24 protein-coding genes are annotated in these 23,439 nt (G+C 60.9%); 9 read left to right on the top strand and 15 right to left on the bottom strand.

What is annotated here, in order from left to right:
• Positions 1-64: 64 nt before the first annotated feature.
• The 6 genes from ACOSV0_RS26480 to ACOSV0_RS26455 form a co-directional block, all read right to left on the bottom strand.
• Entirely contained in the window at positions 65-337 is a 273-nt protein-coding gene (locus tag ACOSV0_RS26480) for a hypothetical protein (RefSeq protein ID WP_434115110.1), read from the bottom strand.
• A 64-nt stretch (positions 338-401) separates the two neighbouring features.
• The gene (locus ACOSV0_RS26475; RefSeq protein WP_434115109.1) at positions 402-833 is read right to left on the bottom strand and encodes a DoxX family protein; all 432 of its coding nucleotides are present in this window, start codon (positions 831-833) and stop codon (positions 402-404) included.
• 209 nt (positions 834-1,042) lie between these two features.
• A complete protein-coding gene (locus tag ACOSV0_RS26470; RefSeq protein ID WP_434115107.1) occupies positions 1,043-1,450 on the bottom strand; it encodes a VOC family protein in 408 nt (135 codons plus the stop codon).
• A gap of 30 nt (positions 1,451-1,480) precedes the next feature.
• Positions 1,481-1,945: an RbsD/FucU family protein gene (locus ACOSV0_RS26465; protein ID WP_434115105.1), complete on the bottom strand. Its 465-nt coding sequence runs from the start codon at positions 1,943-1,945 to the stop codon at positions 1,481-1,483.
• 135 nt (positions 1,946-2,080) lie between these two features.
• Positions 2,081-2,341, bottom strand: a complete 261-nt coding sequence (locus ACOSV0_RS26460) for a hypothetical protein (RefSeq protein WP_434115103.1) — start codon at positions 2,339-2,341, stop codon at positions 2,081-2,083.
• Positions 2,342-2,371: 30 nt separating this feature from the next.
• A complete protein-coding gene (locus tag ACOSV0_RS26455) occupies positions 2,372-2,740 on the bottom strand; it encodes a nuclear transport factor 2 family protein (RefSeq protein WP_434115102.1) in 369 nt (122 codons plus the stop codon).
• Between the two features lie 293 nt (positions 2,741-3,033).
• Between ACOSV0_RS26455 and ACOSV0_RS26450 the strand changes: the two genes are divergently transcribed.
• From ACOSV0_RS26450 to flhC, 7 genes are all read left to right on the top strand, one after another.
• Positions 3,034-3,405, top strand: coding sequence for a type II toxin-antitoxin system RelE/ParE family toxin (locus ACOSV0_RS26450; RefSeq protein ID WP_434115100.1), 372 nt, complete (start codon positions 3,034-3,036; stop codon positions 3,403-3,405).
• Positions 3,402-3,704 carry an addiction module antidote protein gene (locus ACOSV0_RS26445; protein ID WP_054039070.1) on the top strand — a complete coding sequence of 101 codons (303 nt, stop codon included), beginning with the start codon at positions 3,402-3,404 and terminating at the stop codon, positions 3,702-3,704. Before ACOSV0_RS26450 ends, ACOSV0_RS26445 begins: the two co-directional genes overlap by 4 nt.
• Before the next feature lie 156 nt (positions 3,705-3,860).
• Entirely contained in the window at positions 3,861-4,712 is an 852-nt protein-coding gene (locus tag ACOSV0_RS26440; protein WP_434115098.1) for a helix-turn-helix domain-containing protein, read from the top strand.
• Entirely contained in the window at positions 4,709-5,239 is a 531-nt protein-coding gene (locus tag ACOSV0_RS26435; RefSeq protein WP_434115096.1) for a GNAT family N-acetyltransferase, read from the top strand. The genes ACOSV0_RS26440 and ACOSV0_RS26435 overlap by 4 nt, the downstream gene beginning before the upstream one ends.
• 150 nt (positions 5,240-5,389) lie before the next feature.
• Positions 5,390-6,613, top strand: a complete 1,224-nt coding sequence (locus tag ACOSV0_RS26430; protein ID WP_434115094.1) for a YeeE/YedE family protein — start codon at positions 5,390-5,392, stop codon at positions 6,611-6,613.
• A gap of 521 nt (positions 6,614-7,134) precedes the next feature.
• The gene (gene flhD, locus ACOSV0_RS26425; RefSeq protein ID WP_408229570.1) at positions 7,135-7,455 is read left to right on the top strand and encodes a flagellar transcriptional regulator FlhD; all 321 of its coding nucleotides are present in this window, start codon (positions 7,135-7,137) and stop codon (positions 7,453-7,455) included.
• Positions 7,456-7,469: 14 nt separating this feature from the next.
• On the top strand, positions 7,470-8,039 hold the full coding sequence (gene flhC, locus ACOSV0_RS26420; RefSeq protein ID WP_434115092.1) for a flagellar transcriptional regulator FlhC: 570 nt from the start codon (positions 7,470-7,472) through the stop codon (positions 8,037-8,039).
• 215 nt (positions 8,040-8,254) lie between these two features.
• Here the strand turns inward: flhC and ACOSV0_RS26415 are convergent, their stop codons facing one another.
• The 6 genes from ACOSV0_RS26415 to ACOSV0_RS26390 all read right to left on the bottom strand — a co-directional run bounded on the left by ACOSV0_RS26415 (position 8,255) and on the right by ACOSV0_RS26390 (position 15,226).
• Complete coding sequence (locus tag ACOSV0_RS26415; RefSeq protein WP_434115091.1) at positions 8,255-9,583, bottom strand: Nramp family divalent metal transporter; 1,329 nt, start codon at positions 9,581-9,583, stop codon at positions 8,255-8,257.
• A 60-nt stretch (positions 9,584-9,643) separates the two neighbouring features.
• Entirely contained in the window at positions 9,644-10,837 is a 1,194-nt protein-coding gene (locus ACOSV0_RS26410) for an acyl-CoA dehydrogenase family protein (RefSeq protein WP_434115089.1), read from the bottom strand.
• Between the two features lie 192 nt (positions 10,838-11,029).
• Positions 11,030-11,686: a methionine ABC transporter permease gene (locus tag ACOSV0_RS26405; RefSeq protein WP_120344862.1), complete on the bottom strand. Its 657-nt coding sequence runs from the start codon at positions 11,684-11,686 to the stop codon at positions 11,030-11,032.
• Positions 11,679-12,836: a methionine ABC transporter ATP-binding protein gene (locus ACOSV0_RS26400; protein WP_434115087.1), complete on the bottom strand. Its 1,158-nt coding sequence runs from the start codon at positions 12,834-12,836 to the stop codon at positions 11,679-11,681. Before ACOSV0_RS26400 ends, ACOSV0_RS26405 begins: the two co-directional genes overlap by 8 nt.
• Before the next feature lie 12 nt (positions 12,837-12,848).
• Positions 12,849-14,264 (bottom strand): LLM class flavin-dependent oxidoreductase, encoded by a 1,416-nt coding sequence (locus tag ACOSV0_RS26395; protein WP_434115085.1) that lies wholly within the window; start codon positions 14,262-14,264, stop codon positions 12,849-12,851.
• A 122-nt stretch (positions 14,265-14,386) separates the two neighbouring features.
• A complete protein-coding gene (locus tag ACOSV0_RS26390) occupies positions 14,387-15,226 on the bottom strand; it encodes a MetQ/NlpA family ABC transporter substrate-binding protein (protein ID WP_434115083.1) in 840 nt (279 codons plus the stop codon).
• A gap of 314 nt (positions 15,227-15,540) precedes the next feature.
• On the opposite strand from ACOSV0_RS26390, the gene ACOSV0_RS26385 reads away from it, so the two are divergent.
• Both ACOSV0_RS26385 and ACOSV0_RS26380 read left to right on the top strand, forming a co-directional pair.
• Positions 15,541-15,906: a helix-turn-helix domain-containing protein gene (locus ACOSV0_RS26385; protein ID WP_434115081.1), complete on the top strand. Its 366-nt coding sequence runs from the start codon at positions 15,541-15,543 to the stop codon at positions 15,904-15,906.
• The gene (locus ACOSV0_RS26380; RefSeq protein WP_434115079.1) at positions 15,899-17,200 is read left to right on the top strand and encodes a type II toxin-antitoxin system HipA family toxin; all 1,302 of its coding nucleotides are present in this window, start codon (positions 15,899-15,901) and stop codon (positions 17,198-17,200) included. Before ACOSV0_RS26385 ends, ACOSV0_RS26380 begins: the two co-directional genes overlap by 8 nt.
• A 96-nt stretch (positions 17,201-17,296) precedes the next feature.
• Here the strand turns inward: ACOSV0_RS26380 and ACOSV0_RS26375 are convergent, their stop codons facing one another.
• The 3 genes from ACOSV0_RS26375 to ACOSV0_RS26365 form a co-directional block, all read right to left on the bottom strand.
• Positions 17,297-18,913, bottom strand: a complete 1,617-nt coding sequence (locus tag ACOSV0_RS26375; RefSeq protein ID WP_434115077.1) for an efflux transporter outer membrane subunit — start codon at positions 18,911-18,913, stop codon at positions 17,297-17,299.
• A gap of 13 nt (positions 18,914-18,926) precedes the next feature.
• On the bottom strand, positions 18,927-22,112 hold the full coding sequence (locus ACOSV0_RS26370; RefSeq protein ID WP_434115076.1) for an efflux RND transporter permease subunit: 3,186 nt from the start codon (positions 22,110-22,112) through the stop codon (positions 18,927-18,929).
• Between the two features lie 87 nt (positions 22,113-22,199).
• Positions 22,200-23,411, bottom strand: a complete 1,212-nt coding sequence (locus ACOSV0_RS26365; protein WP_434115074.1) for an efflux RND transporter periplasmic adaptor subunit — start codon at positions 23,409-23,411, stop codon at positions 22,200-22,202.
• Positions 23,412-23,439: the final 28 nt, after the last annotated feature.

Here is a 23,439-nt window from a genome sequence, read left to right as displayed (position 1 = left end):
GTCTTGTTTGACGCCAATACGGCACGAGCAGTGCGCGATAAAACTCGCTCTACCGCTGCACAGCTTACAGCGACGCTTCCTGAATCGTGCCGGTGTCGATCGCGCGCTCGATCAGTCCTTCGTTTTGCGCCTTGACGATTGCGTCGGCGATCAGCTTGTCCGGCTGTTCGATTTCGGCCTTGATCGTGCCGATCAGACCGGATGCATCCAGAACCACCAATGTTTTCGCTGAGTCGGCAAGGCTGATGATGACGCGATGCGGTGTCGGTCCTTCGCCGAGACTCGCACATAACTGCGTGACCTTGCCACCAATGGTTTGCTCAAAACTTTGAATCATTATTTGCTCCCTTGACTACAACCAGAATCACAAGCAACCGGCACGGACTCCCTCAACTGCATGATCAGAGATTCAGTCCGCTGCGGGGCGAACGCGCGCCGTCGATACTGATACGGCCCGCTCCGGTCACGAACAACAGCAGAAAACCGCCGGCGATACCGATGTTTTTCCAGAAGTGGATCACCATATCGCGCTGCAAAGCGGGATCGGTCATATTCCAGAAATCGTGGCCCAGCACCGCGGTTGCCACGGTGTAGACAGCCATGATGAGCGCGAGCGGACGGATCTTGAAGCCGACGATCAGCAGCAGACCGCCGAGTGCCTCGACCACGGTTGCAATCGGCGCGGCGACCTGTACGAACGGCACACCCTTGGAATGCAGATAGCCGACGAAACCCGCATAGCCCAGCAGTTTCATCACACCACCCCACAAAAACAGCACGGCAAGGGCGATACGCGCGATGAGGATGACGCCGGAATCGACGGGACGCGTCATGAGAAGCTCCTATAAATGAATAAGCAGCAGACCCGCTCAGGCCGCCGCAGTTCCCTGCTTTGCATCTGAGGATATGTGCATCGCCCGCCTTTTCCAAGCGCGGGCCGGTGTGGACAGCGCAATTCGCACCGTCTCAAGGGAAGGAAAAAGTGTCCAGGCGCTCGGCGAGTGCCCGATTTTGCACGGCGTGGCCGGTATCGCCGCCGTGCTCAGGCGCGAGGATAGGTCGCGACCTCGATCAGATTGCCGTCCGGATCACGGCAATACACCGACGTCATCTTGCCGCGCGCGCCGTCGCGCTCAACCGGGCCGGCCTCTATCTCGACACCCTGAGCGAGCCAATGCGCTTTGACCTCAGCGGAACTCGCGGTGGTGATAAAGCATAGATCGGCGCTGCCCGGCACCGGCTCGCGCCCGGTGAACCACGCGACCGTGTCCGCATCCGCCGGACGCAAGTTGATCTTCTGATTGCCGTAAGTCATCGCCACGCGCGTGCCGGTACGCGACTCGAACTCGATGCGCCGCATGCCGAGTATTCGAGCATACCAGGCCGCGCTGGCTTCCACGTCGGCGACGTTCAGAACGAGATGATCGAGACTGTCTATCGAGAAGCTCATAAATTTCGTCGCCGTGGCGAGGGTGAGATGCTATTGCTGCGGCGCATCCGGCGCGAGCAGGACACCCTTTGTCAACACGAAGCAGCCATAACCGCGTGCTTCGCCGGTGGCGATCACGCAATAGGCCTTGCGCGCCCGCTCATAGAACGCGAAACGCTCAACCGACGCAAACGGCACTTCGCGCCCCTCCGCCGCATTGATCTCGATCTGCGCTTCGCGCTGAACGGCCGGAATCGTATTCGGCTCGCCGACCACTTCCATCCGCGATGCAGGAAGTTCGATGAACGTATCCAGCGGCATCACCGACAGAACCGCGCGAATTGCACGCGGCGCGTTCACGCCATCGAGGCGAAGCAGCTTGCCCAACACTGTCTCCTGCGCGACGGAAGCGCCCGGGAAGTTGGCGTCGCAAATCACCAGTTCGTCGCCATGTCCCATCGAGCGTAGCGCATGCAGCACGTCGGCATTCAGCAGCGGGTCCAGATTCTTCAGCACGGTGTCTCCTTGAGGTCCGATTGGCGGCCAGCCGCCCGGGTTCGGACGGGTTGTTCTCGTAACATATCGTGGTCGATTGTAGCAAGACCACGGCGCACGGTGCGCTGTCCGCCATCCATCGCCCGCGGCTCGCCGTCAATCCACTTTCCGCACAATGCGACGAGCGGCATTCCGGCGACACTGCCACCGCAACCATCCAACCGACGCGAGCAGCACGAGACCCGCGCCACCCAACACCGGCTCGCGCCAGGCCAGCAACGCGGTGAAGGTGAACGCGCGCGGGCCGGCCAGCAGAGCGAAGCCGGCGACCGCGCTGGAGAGCGTGTCGACGACGCCCGACAGGCGCGTGAACGTGAGGACTGTGCCGGAAGCCGTGGCGGCAACGGACTCGTGCATGATCGTCTCCGTGGAAAAACCCGCAAGTGGTCAAGTGGCGGCAGGCACCTGATCGAGGAAGCCGGTCACCGCCTGCAGCCGACCGTGTGTGTCGAGCACACCGAAGTCGGAACCCTTGACGATCGCCTCGCCGGCCGGCGTGGTCAGTTCCCACGAAAAGCGCAGCCGGTTGGCGAAGCCGTCGACCTCCGTCGTGCGATGAAACGTGTGATGCGGGAAGCGTTCGTGCACCGCGCGAATCATCGCGTCGATGCCGTCATGGCCCGCGCCGGCCAGCAGCGGATCGCGATAGTCGGCGTCGCTGGCCCACGTCGCGGCAATCAGGTCGCGGCGGCGCACTGCATCGGTTTCATTCCATGCGTCGAAATAACGGTCGATCAGATCGGTATGTGCATTCATCTCAGACTCCTTGATTGGCATCACTGAGCACTACGCCTCGCAGACACGTTGTATGCGGCGGGCTCGGAATGAAGATTGGCGGCTCGAGCGCAGCGCGTCGATTACTTGGGAGGTAAAAATCCGGAAACACCAACGTGAAGATCCGCACCTGATTGAGCGCAGGATTGGCCGTTCGGCCGAATCGTCATGGGCCGCGTCAGCCGCTAACCTCATGCCGCAAATGGGGGCCGCGCAGCATTGGCGCGTGGCGTGTGACGAACTGAACGGGTGCGGACACGAGCCGCTTTTTTAATATGGTTTTTTCACTTGCAAGATCGTATCCACAAGGATACACTCATCGACAAATCGGCTCACCGCCTGTGTACACGCTCAACCGCACCGAGGCATTCGACAGTTGGCTTGCCGGCCTCGCAGACTTAAGAGCGAGGGCAAAAATCCTGGTGCGGGTCCGGCGTGCCGAACGTGGTCATTTCGGCGACGTCAAGCTGCTGGAAGACGGTGTGTTCGAGATGCGCATCGATTGCGGTCCCGGTTATCGGGTCTACTTCGCGCGCGAAGGGAGCGTGGTGTACCTGCTGCTCTGCGGTGGCGATAAATCCACGCAGCAGGCCGACATCAGGCATGCGAAATCAATGTGGGCAGAAATCAGAAAGGAACTGTCATGAGTAAAGTCAAAACCGCACGATTCGACGCATCGCACTACCTCGATAGCGAGGAAATGATCGCCGAATATCTCAACGCAGCGCTCGAAGAAGGTGACGCCGACCTCCTCCTCGCCGCGATCGCCGACATTGCGAAAGCACGCGGTATCGCAAAGGTCGCGGCCGACGCCGGGCTTGGGCGCGAAAGCCTCTATAAAACGCTCGCTCCCGGCTCCAAACCGCGCATGGATACGGTGTTCAAACTGCTGCGCGCGCTGGGTGTCAAGCTCAACGCCGTGCCGGAAGGTGTGGCGCCCGCCTGATTCACGCTTGCCATGTTGTTGCTTGCGGCAATGCGCTTAATGCGCTGCGTCTTCGTGTGTGCTCCTACGTTTTCTCGGGCATTTCTGGGTATTCCCGGGTATTCCATTACCTGTGAGGTAATGGATCACTAACGCGCTTTGGCTATCATCGGCAGCATGAACACACTTTCTCTTGCGCAAACCATCCCGTCGAACAGGCCGACCGCAAGCCGTACAGTCGGCGATCTGCTGCGCGAATGGCGGCAGCGGCGAAGAATGAGCCAGCTGTTGCTCGCAGCCGAAGCCGATATTTCAACGCGGCATCTGAGCTTTGTCGAATCAGGCCGCGCGGTGCCCAGCCGTGAAATGGTCATGCATCTCGCCGAGCGGCTCGACGTGCCACTGCGTGCGCGCAATGCACTACTGATCGCGGCGGGCTATGCGCCGCTGTTCCGCGAACGTCCTTTGACAGACCCGCAACTGGCCGCCGCGCGCGAGGCTGTCGAGTTGGTGCTCAAAGGCCATGAGCCGTATCCAGCACTCGCGATCGACCGTCACTGGACCATCGTTGCGGCGAACAATGCACTTGCGCCGCTGCTTGCAGGCGCAAGTCCGGAACTTCTGAAACCGCCGGTCAATGCGATGCGACTAAGCTTGCATCCGGAAGGTATCGCGGCGTCGATCGTCAATTGGCATGCATGGCGCGCACATGCGCTGTCCCGACTGCAACGGCAAATTGAGGTGAGCGGTGACGACACGTTGAGCGCATTGCGCGACGAGCTGGCCGCATATCCCGCTCCGCCTGGCGCGGAGATAGCCGATCACGACGACACCGCGGGCAATCAGGTCGCCGTACCGCTGCGGCTGCGCACACCGATTGGCGAGCTGTCGTTCTTCAGCACAACCACGGTATTCGGCACGCCGGTGGATGTGACACTGTCGGAACTTGCCATCGAGGCATTCTTTCCCGCCGATCAACAAACCGCGGCGGCCTTGCGCGCATTTGCCGACACGGAGAAACGCATTTGATCAACAACGCCCTACTGGTCCGCCAACTCGGGCCGTCCGACCGCGACGCCTACTTTCAGCTTCGCCTGCGTGGACTGAAGGCACATCCGGAGTCGTTCGGTCAAAGCTACGAGGAAGCGGTGGCCAAGGGCGCGGCGCAACATGACGCGATGTTGCAGGGCGCGCGCACGGCCGAAGGCGACTTTTTGCTCGGCGCCTATGCATCGGCCGATACGCCCTTGATCGGTGTGGTCGGATTGCTGCGCAACCAGCGCGACAAGGAACGGCACAAGGCCGCCGTCATCGGCATGTATGTCGCGCCGGAAGCGGCGGGCCGCGGAGTCGGGCGCGCCCTGCTCGATGAGTTGCTGGCGCGAGCGGCACGGATAGAAGGCCTACGGCAAATCCAGTTGATGGTGGGTAGCCGGAATGAGGCGGCGCGCAGGCTCTATGAGTCGGTTGGCTTTCGCAAATATGGCTGTGAGGTCGGTGCGTTGAACGTTGGTGGAGTGTTTCACGACGCCGATCTGATGGCGCGTTTCATGTAACGGCTATCGAGCATCGCACCACCTTCAGCCGCCCTGCTTCAGCGCGCGATCCGTGCTATCTTTTTTCGTCACCTTCCCGCAGCACCAACCCCGAAACGGCTCGTCCGCCCCTCGGGCTCTCTTCGATTTGCCGTTCGCCAATCAGACACCATGTCCGATCTCTCTACTTCCCTCCCACGCTTACCGCGCCGTTTCGACATCAATCCGAAACCGCTAGGCGTGGCGCTCGTCCTGATCGCGCTGGGCGCCGTCTATCTGGCGCAGACCGTCAGCGGCCGTCAGGCGGCGCTCTACATTGTCGGGACACTGCTGGGCATGTCGCTCTATCACGCGGCATTCGGCTTTACCTCCGCGTGGCGGGTCTTTATCGCCGATGGCCGCGGCGCCGGTCTGCGCGCACAGATGCTGATGCTGGGACTCGGCGTGTTGCTGTTCTTTCCGGCGCTCGCCGCAGGCACGCTGTTCGGCCGGCCCGTGGCTGGCCTGGTCGCACCGGCAGGCACGTCCGTGCTGGTCGGCGCCTTTATGTTCGGCGTCGGCATGCAACTGGGTGGCGGCTGCGCGTCCGGCACGCTGTACACCGTGGGCGGCGGCAGCACGCGCATGATCGTCACGCTGATGGCGTTCGTCATCGGCTCGGTTGTCGCGACCGCGCACATGCCGTTCTGGACCGCGCTGCCCTCACTCAAACCGCTTTCGATGGTGACCGAGTTCGGTGCGGGCTGGGCCATCGTGCTGAATCTGGTCGTTTTCGCTGCGATCGCCGCGCTCACTGTCCTGGTCGAGCGGCGCCGCCATGGCCGGCTGGTTGACGAGCCGTTGCGCCCCTCGCATGCGTCGCCATGGCTGCATGGCCCGTGGCCGTTGTTCGTCGGCGCAATCGCGCTGGCCTTGCTCAATTTCGCGACGCTGGCGCTGTCCGGCCGCCCATGGGGCGTGACGTCGGCGTTCGCGTTGTGGGGCCCCAAGCTATTTGCAGCGTTGGGTATCGACGTCGCCAATTGGCCGTATTGGGCGGCTCATGCCAACGCCGGCGCGCTAGCGGCACCCGTTACACACGACATCACCACAGTGATGGACATCGGCATCATCCTCGGCGCCATGACGGCCGCCGCGCTCGCCGGCCGTTACGCACCGGTCTGGAAAGTGCCGGCCCGCTCACTGATCGCGGCGGTGGCCGGCGGCCTGATGCTCGGCTACGGCGCCCGTCTGGCCTATGGTTGTAACATCGGCGCCTATTTCAGCGGCATCGTGTCAGGCAGCTTGCACGGCTGGCTGTGGCTGGTTGCCGCTTTCGCCGGCAACGTGCTCGGCACCCGCCTGCGCCCGGCGTTCGGCCTCGAGGTCGAACGGATCCGCGCAAACGGTTGCTAGAAGTTACAAATGCGGCCACGTTTGTAACTGGGGCCGCATCCATTTGTTACGTCTCTGGTTTGTCCCCATAGCAACGCCAATAAGCGGTATTTATTACTTTTAATTGGCCTCGCTTTCTATTTCCTTTCCGACTTAGACCTGATTTTCCGGCGCGCGGCCACGCGTACGGTTTTGCTCAGACAAATAACCAAGGTGCCCGCTACACAAGGGTTTTCATGGACCCAATCGAATCCGTGGCTCGCCAAAAATCTACGAAGCATCGTCTATTACAGGACTGTGAAAGAGTTACCGAAATTTGATGTATCTTTTTGAGATATTTTTTTGAGAAGGGATTGATTTCTTGTTTTACCCTTCATACAATTCGTCCCAAGCTGTTACGAAATGTAACGCGATGTATCAAAAAGTCGCCATCTGTATCAGGTGGTGACATGTAGCCGGAGGTCATCGTTTCCGGCGAGGCACAAAAGACATAACGGCAAAAAAAGCCGACATAGTAATTCGGGGCTTCGGAAACACAGAAAATGGACCGTAGCAGCGAGACGCTGGATTCAATCCGCGAGATCAACTTGTCTTACATCATGCTCGCGCAACGTATGTTGCGTGAGGACAAACCGGTCGGCATGTTCCGACTGGGACTGTCGTCGGAACTGGCTGATTTGCTTGCCGGGCTGTCGCTCGCGCAGATCGTCAAGCTGGCCGCTTCCGATCAGCTTTTATGCTTTTTCCGCTTCAACGACCACTCGATGTTGTCGGCGTTGACGCAAACGACGAAGCACGCAACCGTTGCACCGACTCACGCGGCGATCCTGCTTGCAGGCCAGCCTGCTGAGCAGTTTGCTTAATTGAGGTGACCGCGATGCTCAAGCGTAGCCTGACGGAAGACGCACAAGAAGTATTCCGTGCCATCGCGCTGATCGAACTCGGCGCGCGCATGCAGGTGCTCGAAAGCGAGTTGACGCTTTCGCGCGACCGCATGATCCGCCTGTACCGCGAGGTCAAAGGTGTATCGCCGCCCAAGGGCATGCTGCCGTTCTCGGCGGACTGGTACATGACGTGGCTGGCGAACATCCACGCGTCGTTGTTCTACAACACGTACCTGTTCCTGAAGAATGAAGCGCGTTGCTCGCATCTGGATGCGCTGACCAAAGGGTATCGGCTGTATCTGGAACATTGCCAGCACAGCGAGGCGGAACCGGTGCTGGATCTGACGCGCGCATGGACGCTGGTGCGTTTCTTCGACGCCGACATCCTGCAGTTGACCAAGTGCTGCCGTTGCACGGGCAAGTTCGTCGCACACAAGCACGACTTGCAACACAACGTGGTGTGCGGCGCCTGCCAGCCGCCGTCGCGTGCCGGCAAGACCAAGAAGGCCGCTGCCGCTCGCCAGGAAGCACTCGAAGCAGCGCAGATTGCACAAGCCGCTTGAGTTGAGTTGACTCGATGAAGGCCGGTCCAGCCTGATTCGAACCGAAGCACCCAGTAAAAGGTCCGCCATTGCGCGGACCTTTTTTTATGGCGTTCGCTTTCGCCCTTCGCACTGGGAACTGGGAACTGGGAACTGGAAAGGCAGCAGGCAACACAGGCAACATTGTCCACAGAAACACGCCACCCAGCGCTACCCCGCCACCACCTACCCGCTCTTCAATCCACCAACCCCACCGTCTGCACCACCAGCCAAAGATTCGCCGCGCTGATCACCACGAACAGCGCCCAGGCGAGGAGCCGTGTCGGCAGTTTGTTGGCGAATTCGCCCATCAACGAGCGATCGTCGGTCATGCGGATCAGCGGATAAAGCGCGAACGGTAGTTGCAGGCTCAACACAACCTGGCTTGCGACCAGCAGTTTGCCGACTGCGCCGTTGCCCATCATCTGCACGCCGATCAGCGCCGGAATCAAGGCGAGCGCCCGCGTGATGAAGCGCCGCTGCCAGCACGGAATTTTCAGCTTCAGGAAACCTTCCATGATGACCTGCCCCGCCACCGTGCCGGTGAAAGTCGAACTTTGTCCCGACGCCAGCAGCGTGATCGCGAACAGCACCGCCGCAAAGCCAGTGCCGACGATCGGCGCCAACAGCTTGTACGCGTCTTCGATTTCAGTGACCTGGTTGTGGCCAGTTGCATGGAACGCGGCGGCCGCGAGAATCAGGATCGCCATGTTGATCAGCAGCGCAATCACCAGCGAGACGATCGTATCGATGCGCGACATGCCGATCGCCGACCGGATGCTGGCCGGGTCGCGCTTGACCGCGCGGGTCTGCACGATCGACGAATGCAGATAGAGGTTATGCGGCATCACGGTCGCACCGAGAATGCCGATCGCCAGATACATCGGCTCGCGGCTGCTGAGTGCCTGCCACGAAGGAATCAACCCTTGCGCGACCGACGGCCAGTGTGGCTTCACCAGCGCCAACTCGATGATGTAGCCGACGCCGATCGTCGCGATCAACCCCAGCATGATCGCTTCGAGATCGCGGAAATTCTTGCCCTTCAGGCCGAGCACGATCAGCGTATCGAACGCGGTCAGCAACACGCCGGTGGTCAGCGAACATTTGAAGAGCAGATGGAAAGCCAGCGCGCCGCCGAGCACTTCCGCCAGGTCGCAGGCCACGATCGACAGTTCAGCGAGCAGCCACTGAAAACGCGCGACACCCGGTGAATAACGCAGTCTCGACAATTCCGCGAGGTCCCGCCCGGTGGCAATGCCGAGCCGCATGCTCAGGCATTGCAGCGCCATCGCGGCAAGACTCGACAGCATCACGACGAACAACAGGCTGTAGCCGTAACGTGAGCCCGCTTCGATATCGGTGGCCCAGTTGCCTGGGTCCATGTAGCCGATCGAAATCAGCAGCCCAGGTCCTGCGAATTGCAGGATTTTTTTCCAGAACGGCGCGCCTTGGGTGATGGCGACCGTGCCTTGCACCTCGGATGGGCAAAACGGCGCAGTTGCGGTGGTCGGTAATTTGAACTGCAATCCGGTGGTCTCTTGAAGGGGATAAACCGCGGCGCCTCGTGCAGGCCGCCGCGAACCGCCTCAAGTGTACAAAGAAACCTCCGGCAATGTCCCACTGAGTGCATAACGGCCGACATCGCGCACACGATAGTCGAGCGGATCATGCAGCGTATGCACGCGAGCATTGCGCCAGAAGCGGTCGAGCGCAAGCGGCGCGTGCGTGGCGCGCGCACCGCAGGCGTCGAACAGTTTTTCGCTGACGTCGAGTGCGGCGCGGTGCGCGACGATTTTCGCCTCCGAGGTGGCGAGCGCCACGTGTGCACGGGTTTCGGCATCCAGAGCAGGGCCCTGTTGCCACGCGTCTTCGAGTGCGCAGGCAGCTCGCGTTGCCAGCGCCTCCGCGCTCACCGCCTGCAGGCGCATCTCGCCGAAACGCTGGATCAGATAGGGATCGTCGGTGGCTTTATCGACACCGGAAGAAATCCACGGCTTGCCGTACTGCGTGACGTACGCGCGTGCCTCTTCAAGCGCGCCCTGCGCGATGCCGACGAACAGATTGATCAGCACCTGCTGCGAGATCAGTGTGCGCAAACTCGCGTATGGCGTGTCGGCCCGCTCCAGCACCTCATGCGGTTCGACCTTGACCTGTGCAAAAGAGACGCTGCCGCTATCGGTTTGCCGCTGACCGATCGGATTCCAGTCCTCGTGAACGGTAATGCCTTCACGCGTGGTCGGCACCACCGCGAACACCGCTTTGCCGGTAACCGGATCGTGCCCGGAAACCGTCATCATGTGCGAGCCGCGCGTGCCCGAGCAAAATCCCTTCTGCCCGTCGAGGCGATAGCCGCCGTCGCCGGTTGCGCTCGCAACGAGTCGCGTGTCGAGCGGATTGACCGCATTGCCCCACCACCAGCGCCCTTCCACGGTGCCGCCCAGATAGCGCGCGCATTGTTGCGGATTGCCCCACACATTGACGCTGACCACCTGCAGGCAAGTGAAGCCCAGCAGATGCGCGAGCGCACTGTCGACTCGCGCGATCTTGCGGATCGTCTCGTAGATTTCAGGCCAGCGAGCACCGGGACCGCCGAATTCACGCGGCACGGCGAGCGTCAGGAGGCCCGCGTCGGCGATCCATTGTTTTTCCTGGGCGGCGTGGCCGCCATCGCGATCGCGCTGGGCCGCGCTGGCACGCAGCGCGTCGAGCAAGCCGGCCAGATCGCGCACCGCCGGCGCCGCATCGGTTCGCAACGCCTCAGGATGACGAGGTTCGTTCATGCTGTTTCCACGTGAAGAGGTTCGGCAAGCAACACGCGGCCTAAATGCGCGGCCGGCTTGCATTTGATCAGGGTGAGCGGGAGTCGCGCCGCGCACATCGTCGTAGATAGCATGATAGACGGTGACGTCGGCGCTGAAAACGTGGAACGTGTGCCCGTATTCGTCATGCAAATAACGGGGGAATGGCGACGATCATGCACGTTGCGCAAGCCGTCGCACGAAGCGGTCGCCGACGAACTGCACCGCCGTCACGATCACGATCAGCAACACGATCACCGTCACCATCACGGTGGTATCGAAACGCTGATAGCCGTAGCGGATCGCCAGATCGCCGAGACCACCGGCGCCGACCGCGCCCGCCATTGCCGAGGAGCCGATCATCGCCACCACGGTGATCGTAAAACCGCCGAGAATGCCCGGCAGCGCTTCCGGCAGCAGCACATGCCAGATGATATGCCGGCGCTGTGCGCCCATTGCCTGCGCGGCTTCGATCAAACCGCGATCCACTTCGCGCAAGCTCACTTCCGCCACACGTGCAAAAAAAGGAATCGCCGCGATGCTGAGCGGCACGATTGCCGCCCATACGCCGATCGTGGTGCCGATCAGCAAACGCGTGAGTGGCAGCAGCGCGACCAGCAAAATGATAAATGGCGTGGAGCGGAACGCATTGACGAGCGCGCCGAGCGTGCTGTTCACCACACGTTTTTCAAAGATGCCGCCGCGCGTAGTGGTGACTAGCACCAGTGCGAGCGGAATACCGATCAACGCCGCCACGAAAGCGGATACGCCGACCATGACGATCGTGTCGCGAATGGCATCGGCGAGTTCCGAGAGCCAGAGATCAGACATAGCCGAGCACCTCGACATGATTGGCATGGTGACGCGCGCGCTCGAGCAGCGTCGCGATCTGCGTCTGCACCGTGCCGTCCACATTTCCACGCACCTCTGCCGACACGACCAGGCGTCCTTGCGCATGCCCCTGAATCCGGTCGATGCCGCCATGCACGAAACTCACCCGGCCGCCGTCAATGCTCAATGCCGACGTCAACGCGCCGAGGTCGGGTTCACGTGCATCGCTGCCGGTGAAGCTCACGTCGAGCAGAATCTGTGCATCCGCCTGCTCGATCTCATGCAACGGTTTCACTCGCGCGGCAAGATCCGCAGGCAGGTCATGCACCAAGGTACGCAGCAACGCGCGCGTCGCATCATGCTGCGGGTCGCCGAATACGCGCCACACGGGCCCTGTTTCCACCACTTCGCCGCGCTCGATCACCGCCACCGTATCGCAGACTTCGCGAATAACCTGCATCTCATGCGTAATCAGCACGATGGTCAGATTGAGCCGCTGATTGATATCGCGCAGCAACGCCAGAATGGCCTGCGTCGTTTCAGGATCGAGTGCGGACGTCGCCTCGTCGCACAGCAGAATGTCCGGGTCGGTCACGAGGGCACGCGCGATCCCCACGCGCTGCTTCTGGCCGCCGGACAAACTTGCCGGATAGGCGTCGCGCTTAGCCGACAGACCGACCAGTTCGAGCAGGGCGTCGACCTTTTTGTCGATCGCCGCTTTAGGCGCACCCGCGATTTTTAGCGGCAACGCAATGTTTTCGCGCACCGTCTTTGCCGAGAGCAGATTGAAATGCTGGAACACCATGCCGATGCGTCGCCGCAGCGTGACCAGTCCGCGTTCGTCGAGTTCGCCGACACTCACGCCATTCACGCGCACGGTGCCGGAACTCGGCTTTTCCAGACCGTTGACAAGCCGCAGCAGCGTCGACTTTCCCGCGCCGCTACGGCCGATAATGCCGAACACTTCGCCGCGCGTTACCTTCAGCGTGACATTCGCAAGTGCAGCAGTCGAGACACCGCGCGTGTTGGCGAACACCTTGCCTACATCGTCGAACACGACGGCGTCTTGCGCGGTATCGGCTGCAACACGATTCAAGGCGAGGGACGGTGCGTCTTCGATGAACTGCGGCACGTCGAACAGATTGGCCATGGCTTCGCTCCCCTATGCTTCCACGGTGGATCGCGCACCGGTTTGCGCAATTGGTGTATTACGCCGATGCTGCGCGCCGGCATGCACCGCCGGCAATCGCGCGCGACCGCCACCGAACAGCTTTTCGCGCAGCGTCGGCGCCGGATCGTAGTCTTCCTTGTAGACACCGCGATTCTGCAATTCCGGCACCACCAGATCGACGAAGTCTTCGAACGATTCGGGCATGACAGTACGCGTCAGATTGAATCCGTCGACGCCTGCCTCCTCGATCCACGACTCCAGTTCATCCGCGATCTGCTGCGGCGATCCGACTACAGGCTTAGCGCGACCGCCGAGCGTCATCTGTTCGAGTACCTTGCGTTTGGTCCACACACCGCTCACGCTCTTCTTCGAAATCGCTTCGACTGCCGATTGCATCGATTCGGTCTTCACATACGAAATCGGTTCGTCCAGTTCGTACTGTGAGAAATCGATCCCGGTCGAACTGGAGAAGTGCGCGATACCACCCTCGGCACTCGCATAACGCCGGTATTCTTCGAATTTCTCCTGCGCGGCGCGTTCTGTTTCACCGACTACAACGGTAATGCCGGCAAAGATCTTGATATCGTCGGGCGCGCGGCCAAAGCTCACCGCCCGTGCTCGAATGTCGTCGACAATGGAGCGCGTAAGCTGCTTGTTCTGCCCGCCGACAAACACGCATTCCGCATGACGTGCCGCGAAATCGACGCCGCGGCTCGACGAGCCTGCCTGATACAGAACCGGCGTACGTTGCGGCGACGGCTCGCTCAAATGAATGGCGTCGATCGAATAGTACGGACCGTCGTGTTTCACGCGATGCACCTTGTCAGGATGCGAAAAGATGCGCGTTGCGCGATCGCGCACCACTGCATCATCTTCCCAGCTTTGCTCCCATAGCTTGTAGACCACGTCCATGTAATCGTCGGCGCGGTCGTAGCGGTCGTCATGGCTGATCTGCTGTGCGAGACCCATACCGCGCGCCGCGCTGTCCAGATAGCCGGTGACGATGTTCCAGCCCACCCGGCCCTTGGTCAGATGATCCAGCGTCGACATGCGGCGTGCGAACAGATAAGGCGGCTCATAAGTCAGATTCGACGTGACGCCGAATCCGATATGCTTCGTCACGTGCGCCATCGCCGGCACGATCAGCGACGGATCGTTGATCGGAATCTGCACCGATTCGCGCAACGGCGTTTCAGGGCCACCCTGATAAACGTCGTACACACCGACGATATCCGCGAGAAAAATCCCATCGAACTTGCCGCGCTCGAGCGTTTGCGCGAGGCTCGTCCAGTAGTCGAGGTCGGTGTAATGCGCGGAACGGTCGCGCGGGTGTGTCCACAGACCATGATTGATATGGCCGACCGCATTCATATTGAACGCGTTCAACAGGATCTTTTTCTTCGCCATCGTGCGGCTCTCCTTGCTGGTTGCAACGTTGCTGGCTGCCTGGCTTAGTTACGTGGCTTAGTTACGCGGCCGAGTTACTCGACTCAGTTACGTAACTGAGTTGCGTAACCTGGCTACGTGACTCACCAGGCGACGGCATAAAGATTGCCGAAGGCTTTGTCGAGCGCGGCACGCACAGCGGGCGAATGTTGATAGATCGAGATGAACTTGCGGATACGCGGATCGTTGGCACTTTCCGGACGCACCACCCATTGGATCGCATAGTTCTTGTTTTCCACGCCATCGAACAGCAACGCGCTATTCGGATCGGTGGTGCCCGCGAGCTTGATGAAGCTCGGATAGCCTTGCGCGAGATCGACGTCATCGAGCGAGCGGGCCAATTGCGACGCCTCCAACTGAACGATCTTCAAATGCTTCGGGTTGTCGATGATGTCGAGTGTCGTGGCGCGATAGTCGACGCCCGGCGTCAGCTTGATGAGACCGGCGCGTTGCAGCAGCAACAGACCGCGTCCACCATTGACCGGATCGTTCGCGATAGCAACGGTGGCGCCATCTTTCAACTCGTCGAAACGTTTGATCTTTTTCGAGTACAGACCGATCTTCATGATCGTGCCCGGTGCGATTGCAACGAAGTTATAGCCGCCCTGCTTCTTCGCGTTCTCGAGAAACGGAATGTGCTGGAAATAGTTGACGTCGATATCTTTGTTGGCGAGTGCCGCGTTCGGTGTATTCCAGTCGGTGAACTCGATGATCTTCACATCGAGCCCTTGCTCCTTCGCCTCGCGCGCGGCCACTTTGAGCGCCTCGATTTGCGGGCTGGTGGCAATGCCGATTTTCAGCGTGGGCGTGTCTGCCGCGACTGCGTGCATCGCCGGCAACGCCAGTACAAAACCGAGCGCACTAACAAACGTGAGCGTCGGCGCGCGGAAAAAACGCCACACGGTAGAAAGAGAGATGCGCATGGTGAGCTCGTTAGGGTTGGGACGTGGTGTATTTCGAGGCGAGCCGATCCCACGGCATGCGGGCGTGCCGGAATCAGTCGGGCAACGGAAATCTGTTACGCGCGGTTTAACCGGCGCGCAGCAGTCATGGAGCGCGCGAGGACATCAGCGCGAACAGCGGCAGGTCGGACAGGTCATCGCCTCTCTCCAGATGAGGTGCGAATCATGATAGACGGCGGGAAAGCGGCGGTCTACGAACGGATTTTGGGAAGGAAAGCGGGAAAAACGATTTGGGGAAGACAGGATCGCCAACAAGACTTGAAAACACAAAAAATATGTATAAAATCAAAATTTCATGGTTTAAATTTGATTTTATTGTGAAAAAATCTCAGCTGCTCGACATGCTGCCGTTCGAAGCCGAAGAAGTCATCGTCGCGTTGGGAAGCAAGATCGCACTCGCGCGTCGAGCCCGGTCCTGGACCCAGGCCGATCTTGCCTCGAAGATGGGCGTCAGCGTAAACACGGTGGTCAATCTTGAGAAAGGCCGGCCTTCTGTCGCATTCGGGCAAGTGGTAATGGCGCTATGGCTGCTGGATTCTCTGGACATGCTTCGACAAGCAGCGCGCCCCGAAGATGACCCGGTGATTCAGAAGGAAGCACTGAGTCGCCTGCCAAAACGCGTGCGAGGATCCCATGGCTGAAAAAAAAAGGCCCGTGTGGATCTGGCTTCCCGGAGACGTTGCACCCGTCGTCTGCGGCACCTTCGAATGGTCGCCGGGAATCGGGCACTTTGCCTATCTTCCGGAATATAGGGCGCGCGCGGATGCCCTACCCATCGATCCTGGCAATCTACCGTTCTCCCGCTCGACAAAGCCTGCAACCACAACGCTGATGAACGGCATTTTCGGCGTATTGCGTGATGCAGCACCTGAGGGATTCGGTCTGGATATGTTGCTCGCGAAACACGCCGGACAGGATCTCGACGAAGTCGACCGGATGGACCTTGCGGTAGGAGATGGCGTTGGGGCAATCGAAGTCTGCCTGCCCGAAATGATCGATCGAAAGATCGCATACCGGCCGCCATCCGAAGATGAATTGAAATTGCAACTCGCGGATGCGGAGCCCGGGTTCTCAGTACGTCGCGTCGTTGAACAACTGTCCGGGATGGATGACGGCACTAGCCTTGGTGGGGAAAAACCCAAACTGACCATCACGCGGCAAAGCTACGCTTCGACAGAATGGTGGATTGCCAAGCTACAGGAGCGCGGCGCGGCACCCTTCCTTCCGGCGCGTGAATTCGTAGCGATGACATTGGCCGCGCAATGTGGCATTGACGCGGCCCAGGTACATTACAGCAGAGTCGGTCAGCACGAGATCGTGCTGGTTAAAAGATTTGACCGCAACGTGGTGGCGGACGGTGTCCAACGTTCATTGTTCGCGAGCGCTGCAACCGTGCTGCGGTTACGCCGCGACTCGACTCGGGAGGATCCAGATCGTTCGTATGTGAAGTTTTCGCATGAGTTGCGGCGCTGGTGCGCCGATCGAAATCAAGGCTACGTCGATCAGCAGCGTGAACTGTGGCGGCGTATGGCGTTCAATGCGCTGGTCGGCAATTATGACGATCATCCACGCAATCATGGGCTGCTTTACCGCTCCGGTTCATGGGCATTGTCGCCGGCCTATGACATCGTGGCGATACCGCGTCGGCGGGAAGATCAGGCGATGGCATTAAACCGCCAGGGAAGTCGCATTGCCACACCAGAAAACCTGGTCGTCGACGCACCGGCATTTTCGTACGAGATAGAGGAAGCGTGGAACACATTGCGCGCCATGGCCGACACTGTGCATACGTCGTGGCGCACATTATTCGCAATGTCATGTGATCTCAGCGAGCAAGAAGTAGAGATTCAACGCCCGGCTTTTAAACTTGCGGAAGACATATCAACGGGGCAACTGATGCCAGATTTGGTGCGATTAGGTAAACGCCGTCGATAAGATCTGTTCGCCAACGGCGGCAACATAGAAAAACGCCGGGCCACGCTTACGCGCAACCCGGCGTTCTTCGCCAGCCAACTCGCTAAACAGCCAACCCTAGCGCTTCGCCACCTGCTCCGCCGACACAGAAGCTGAAGCCGAAGCAGACGCAGCAACCGGACCCGAAGCCGGCGCAACCGCCCCCACCGCTTCGTTGCCCGCAGGCTTCGCATCGCCCCAGCCACCGCCCAGCGCGCGAATCAGATTCACCGTCGCCACCGCTTGCGTGCCCGACAGGTGACTCGCCTGCAGTTGCGAAGTCAGCACCTGCCGCTCGCCGTCGATCACGTCCAGATAGCTGACCGCGCCTTCCGTGTACTGCGTGCGCGACAGATGCGCCGCCCGTTGCGAAGCCACGACCGCATCGTTCTGCTCACGCATCTGATCGTCGAGCAACCGCAGATCGGCCAGGTTGTCCTCGACCTCACGGAACGCCACCAGCACCTGCTGGCGATATTGCGCCACGTCCTCGTCATACTTTCCACGAGCTTGCGCGAGATTTGCCTTGCGGCGGCCGCCGTCGAACAGAGGCAACGTCAACGCGGTACCGGCGAACGGCCCGAGAATGAACGCGCGGCTCGACCACATGAACAGATCGCCGAGCGTCGCCGACTCATACCCAAACGCGCCCGTGATATCGAGCTTCGGGAAGAATGCCGACTTGGCCAAACCCACTCGCGCATTTGCCGCCATCATCGCCCGCTCCGCCGCCGAAATATCCGGCCGGCGTTCGAGCAGCGCCGAAGGCAGACCCGGCGGCACACGCACCGTCACCGGCACGAGCGGCGCCTCCGCAAACGAGAAATCCGCCGGCGGCTTGCCGAGCAGAATCGCGAGACTATGCTCGGAGGCCGCGCGCTGACGCGCCACGCCAACCGCATCGGCCCGCGCGCTCGCCAGTTCGTTGCGGGAACGCGAAACATCCAGCTCGCCGATATCGCCTTCCTTGAAACGCCGCTCGACCAGCTTCAGCGTATCCTCGCGCAACGCCACGGTACGGCGATACAGATCCTGATCCGTATCGAGCTCGCGCAACTGGAAGTAGTTCTGCGCGACATCAGCCTGCAACGACAACTGAACCGACCGGAACAGCGCTTCACTTTGCTGCTCATCCGCACGCGTCGCATTCACATTCGACCCGACCCGTCCGAACAGATCGGTTTCATACGACGCCCCCACCTGTGCGCGCCAGATCGTGCCCGTCGTACCGCCTGCGCTATCCGGCTGGAATTGCGAGGCCGCCGACGCCCGTTCACGCGTCGGACCAAAGCCCGCGTCGAACTTCGGGAACCAGTCCGACTTCGCCGCCTGCGTCACCGCACGCGCCTGTTGCACACGCGCGGCAGCCGCCTTCAGATCCTGGTTCGCAGCAGCAGCCTGCTCTTCCAGCGCGTTGAGTTGGGGATCGCCGAAAATCGTCCACCATTCGCCGCGATGCGCGTCGTCGGAAGGTTGGGCCTGCTTCCACGTGCCGGTATCCTGAGCCGATGCAGCAGACGCGCCGGGAACAGCCGACGCCCCCGACGCAGCAGCAGGCGTTTCCTTGAACGCGACCGGCGTATCCACCTCCGGCCGCTTATACGTGGGCTCCACGGAGCAGGCGGCGAGCAACGCAACCAGCAAACCGCTGGCAGCCGCCCGGCCCCACCCACCTAAAGAATCAAATCGTTTCATTATTGTTTTCTCCTCAGGCGTCCGTCACCGGCGCCCCAAGGTGCGGCGCGTCTTTCTGCGCGACGTGAATCGTCCCGCCTGCTAACGTACGCAGCACCACATAGAACACAGGGGTCAGCATCAGGCCGAACAACGTCACGCCGAGCATGCCGAAGAACACCGCGATACCCATCGCGTGACGCATCTCCGAACCGGCGCCGCTCGAAAGCACCAGCGGCACCACGCCCATGATGAAAGCGATCGACGTCATCAGAATCGGTCGCAGACGCATGCGGCTCGCCTCGATGGCCGCCGCCAGCGGCGTACGCCCGTCATGCTCCAGCTCGCGAGCGAATTCGACGATCAGAATCGCGTTCTTCGCCGACAGCCCCACCAGCACCATCAAACCGATCTGCGTGAAGATGTTGTTGTCGCCACCCGTGAGCCACACGCCGGTCAGCGCGGACAGCACGCTCATCGGCACGATCAGGATCACCGCGAGCGGCAGCGTCAGGCTTTCATACAACGCGGCCAGCACGAGGAACACGAGCAGCACGCTGATCGGGAACACCCACAAACCCGCATTGCCGGCGATGATCTGCTGATACGTCAGGTCGGTCCATTCGAGCTTCACGCCATGCGGCAAGGTTTCCGCCGCCACGCGTTCCGCCGCGGCTTGCGCCTGACCCGATGAGAAGCCCGGCGCCGGTCCACCGTTGATGTCGGCAGCCGTATAGCCGTTGTAACGCACCACCATTTCCGGACCATACGTAGGCGTCACCGTCACCAGGGACGACAGCGGCACCATATCGCCTGCAGCATTGCGCGTCTTCAGTTGCAGGATGTCGTCGGCACGTTGACGGAACGGTGCGTCCGCCTGCACCCGCACCTGATACACGCGGCCAAAGCGGTTGAAGTCGTTCACATACAGCGAACCCAGATAGATCTGCATCGTGTTGAACACGTCCGTGACCGGCACGCCGAGTTGCTTGGCTTTCACGCGGTCCAGGTCGACGTTCAGTTGCGGCACGTTGATCTGATAGCTCGAGAACGTCGGTCCAAGTTCAGGCGTTTGCGCCGCTTTCTTCACGAACGCTTCCGCAGCCTTGTTCAACTCCGCGTAACCCACCGCGCCGTGATCCTCCAGCTGCATCTTGAAGCCGCCGAGGGTGCCCAGACCCAGCACCGGAGGCGGCGGAAACACGGCCACGAACGAATCCTTGATCGCACCGTACTGCTGGTTCAACGCACCGGCAATTGCACCGGCCGAGAGCTTCTTGTTGCCACGCTCCTTGAAAGGCTTCAGCGTAACGAACACGATGCCCGCGCTCGAACTATTGGTGAAGCCGTTCACCGACAAACCCGGGAACGCCACCGCGCTTTCCACGCCCGGCTGCTTGAGCGCAATCGCGCTCATATCGCGAATCACTTTTTCCGTGCGATCCAGCGACGCACCGTTCGGCAACTGCGCGAATGCAATCAGATATTCCTTGTCCTGCGCCGGCACGAAACCGCCCGGCACGACGCGCGCGATCAGCACCGTCGCACCCAGCAAGATGGCGTACACCGCGAGCATCGCACCCTTACGGCGCAGCACGCCCTTCACGCCGCGGCCATACTCCGTCGAGCCGCGATGGAACACCTTGTTGAAGCCCTTGAAAAAGCGGCCCAGCACACGATTCATCACACGCGTCAGGAAGTCTTCCTTCGCACCATGGCTGCGCAACAGCAGCGCGGACAAAGCCGGCGACAACGTCAGCGAGTTGAATGCCGAGATCACCGTCGAGATCGCGATGGTCATCGCGAACTGCTTGTAGAACTGGCCCGTCAAGCCGGTCATGAAAGCGAGCGGCACGAACACGGCGACCAGCGTCAGCGCGATAGCGATAATCGGCCCACTCACTTCCTGCATGGCCTTATAAGTGGCATCACGCGCACTGAGCCCGCTTTCGATATTCCGTTCGACGTTCTCCACCACCACGATCGCATCGTCCACCACGATCCCGATGGCCAGCACCATCCCGAACAATGACAACGCATTGATCGAGAAGCCGAATGCAAGCAGCAATGAGAACGTACCGACAATCGATACCGGTACCGCAATCAGCGGAATGATCGAGGCACGCCACGTCTGCAGGAACACGATCACCACGATCACCACCAGCGCGATCGCTTCGAGCAGGGTGTGAATCACCGCCTCGATACTCGAGCGCACGAACTGCGTCGGGTCATAGACGATCTTGTATTCGACGCCCGCCGGCATGTCTTCCGCCAGTTCCTTCATTGCCGCACGAACCTGATCGGAAATCGCCAGCGAGTTCGCACCCGGCGCCTGATTGATAGCGAGCGCCACCGCAGGCTTGTTATCGAGCAGCGAACGCAGGCCGTATTCCGACGCCGCGAGTTCGATACGTGCGATATCGCGCAGGTACGTCACGCCGCCATCCGGCGCGGTTTTGACGATGATGTCGCCGAATTCGCCCTCAGTCTTCAAACGGCCACGCGCATTCACCGACAACTGCAATTGCGTGCCCGGCACCGAAGGCGATGCGCCGATCACACCGGCTGCCACCTGAATGTTCTGCTCACGGATCGCGTTGACCACTTCGGTCGCCGTCAAACCGCGCTGTGCGACTTTCTGCGGATCGAGCCAGACGCGCATCGCGTAGTCGCCCGAACCCCACAACTGCACTTCGCCTACGCCCTGAATCCGCGCGAGCCGGTCCTTGACGTTGAGCAGCGCGTAGTTGCGCAGATACGTCATGTCATAGCGATTGTTCGGCGAGATCAGGTGGACCACCATGGTCAGCGTGGGCGAACTCTTGATGGTCGTGATGCCGAGGCGCTGCACGTCTTCCGGCAGGCGCGGCAGCGCCTGGTTGACGCGGTTCTGCACCAGCTGCGTCGCAAGGTCCGGATTGGTGCCGAGCTTGAAGGTCACCGTCAGCGTGAGATTGCCGTCGCTATTGGCTTGCGACTGCATATACAGCATGTTCTCGACGCCGTTGATCTGCTCTTCGAGCGGCGCCGCAACGGCCTCCGCGATCACTTTCGGATTGGCGCCCGGGTATTGCGCGTGCACCACCACCGAAGGCGGCACGACTTCCGGGTACTCCGAAATCGGCAGCTTGAAGAGCGCAATGATGCCGCCCAGCAGGATCAATACCGATAGCACGCCGGCAAAGATCGGTCGATCGATGAAGAATTTGGATATATTCATGGGAAGCTCTTAACGTTGGAGCATGCGCCGCTACGGCTGCTGAATATGGCTACGCAAGGTAGCGAATTAAGCGCGGCGCACGAAGGCTCACGAATTCTTGTCCGCTGCTTTCGCTCGCGTCTGTGCGAGCGGCGCGCTGTTCGGATCCTGATCGGCGGTCATCGGCACCATGTGAGCACGCACTGCATCGCCTGGGCGCACACGCTGGATACCGTTCACGACGATCCGGTCGGTGGCCTGCAAACCGCCCTTGACGACGCGCAGGTTGCCCTGCATGTTGCCCACCGAGATCTCGCGATACACGACGTGATTCTTCTCGTCGACCACCAGCACGAACTTCTTGTCCTGATCGGTGCCCACCGCTGCATCGTCGATCAGCAGTGCCGGATGCGGTTCGCTGCCGCCAACCTTCACGCGCGCATACAGACCCGGGATCAATGCACCATCCTGGTTATCGAAACGCGCGCGCACCCGAATCGTGCCGGACGACGTATCCAGCCGGTTGTCGACGGATTCGATCGTGCCGCTGCGCGAGTAGCCGCTTTCATCCGCGAGACCCAGATCCACCGGCACCTTGCGGCCGTCTTTCGCGCGGCTCAGGTATTGCAGGTAGGTTTGTTCGTCGACGTCGAACGATGCGTAGATCGGCGAAACCGACACCAGCGTGGTCAGCGGCGCCGAGCTCGCGCCCGCGGCCACTACGTTGCCCACCGTGATTTCCGCACGTGAGACGCGGCCCGCCACCGGCGCCACGATCTTCGTGTAGCCGAGATTGATGCGCGCGGTTTCGACGGCGGCTTGCGCGGCCTTCAGGTTGGCGCTCGCTTCGCGCGCGGCGTTCTGCTTCTCGTCGTAGTCGCGCTTGGCGATTGCGTTGTCGACGATCAGGCGTTGCGCGCGTTCCCAATCGCTTTGCGTGTAGCCCGTACGCGCTTGCGCCGCCGCGAGCTGTGCTTCCGCGCGATCGACTTCGGCTGCATACGGACGCGGATCGATCACGAACAGCGTATCGCCCTTCTTCACGAGCGCACCGTCCTTGAAGTTGACGGACACGATCGTGCCCGGCACTTGCGAACGGACGTCCACTTTTTCGACTGCTTCGAGGCGGCCCGAATAGCTTTGCCAGTCGGTGATGGTCTTTTGCACCACCGTGGCAACATCGACCTCCGGCACGATGGTCGGCGCGGCCGGCGAGCTCGCGTCGACGCGAATCGCGCCGAACGTGCCCAGCCCGGCCACGACGATAACGGCTAGCGCTGCAATCGCCACACGGCGACGGGAAAGAGGAAGGATAGTCATGAGAAGCTCCCGGTATCGTTGATTAAAG

This window comes from Paraburkholderia caffeinilytica (assembly GCF_051027425.1).
Lineage (GTDB): Bacteria > Pseudomonadota > Gammaproteobacteria > Burkholderiales > Burkholderiaceae > Paraburkholderia > Paraburkholderia caffeinilytica_A.
Note: the sequence above shows the minus strand (reverse complement) of the source record. Positions and strands in the feature narration are given on the sequence as shown.